The organism is Streptomyces sp. NPDC048353 (assembly GCF_055587165.1).
In genome coordinates, this window is record NZ_JBVJGU010000028.1 from 1 (window position 1) to 1,129 (window position 1,129).

Annotated in this window: 1 tRNA gene and 1 rRNA gene; both read right to left on the minus strand. The window is 48.6% G+C overall.

The annotated features are described in order from the left end of the window. Positions 1-673, minus strand: a 23S ribosomal RNA gene (locus ACZ6RC_RS33360); the annotation flags it as partial. A 234-nt stretch (positions 674-907) separates the two neighbouring features. Then, positions 908-983, minus strand: a tRNA-Glu gene (locus ACZ6RC_RS33365). Positions 984-1,129: the final 146 nt, after the last annotated feature.

Here is a 1,129-nt window from a genome sequence, read left to right on the forward strand (position 1 = left end):
CGGGTCTATACCTTGCAACTAATCGCCCAGTTAAGACTCGGTTTCCCTACGGCTCCCCTATACGGTTAACCTTGCTACAAAATATAAGTCGCTGACCCATTATACAAAAGGTACGCAGTCACACCACGAAGGTGCTCCCACTGCTTGTACGTACACGGTTTCAGGTTCTATTTCACTCCCCTCGCCGGGGTTCTTTTCGCCTTTCCCTCACGGTACTGGTTCACTATCGGTCAGTCAGGAGTATTTAGCCTTGGAGGATGGTCCCCCCATATTCAGACAGGATGTCACGTGTCCCGCCCTACTCATCGAACTCACGACCTGTGCATTTTAGTGTACGGGGCTATCACCCTTTACTGCGCGACTTTCCAGACGCTTCCACTAACACACAAGCCGATTCAGGTTCTGGGCTCCTCCCCGTTCGCTCGCCGCTACTGGGGGAATCTCGGTTGATTTCTTTTCCTCGGGGTACTTAGATGTTTCAGTTCCCCCGGTTCGCCTCATGCCACTATGTATTCATGACATGATAGTGTGTCGAAACACACTGGGTTTCCCCATTCGGGTATCGCCGGTTATAACGGTTCATATCACCTTACCGACGCTTTTCGCAGATTAGCACGCCCTTCATCGCCTCTGACTGCCTAGGCATCCACCGTATACGCTTAGTCACTTAACCTCACAACCCGAAGATGTTTCCATCGTTCGTGCTGCAAACATTTGAGAGACTCTATGACAGGTTACTCTTCATCCCAGTACATCTACGGAGGGATAAATTTCAGCCGTCATGTTTCAATTTTCAGCTTGTTCCAGATTGTTAAAGAGCAATATCTTAAACATGACTCGCAAGTCATCTTTAAGATTTTTTCGGTTATCGCTAACCGGTGATAATGTCTTTCACTCATTATCGGAATGGCGTCCCCAAGGGGATTCGAACCCCTGTTACAGCCGTGAAAGGGCAGTGTCCTAGGCCTCTAGACGATGGGGACCCGAAATTGGCTTATCGAATCACCGATTCGATAATTTCGGGTAAAGGTGAGATTTTTCGTGAAAAATCGAGCGCCATTGTCGTTTGTCACTGCACTGGACAGTCACAAATCTCCCGGCACTTACCTATACCACAAGGTTTTGTTTG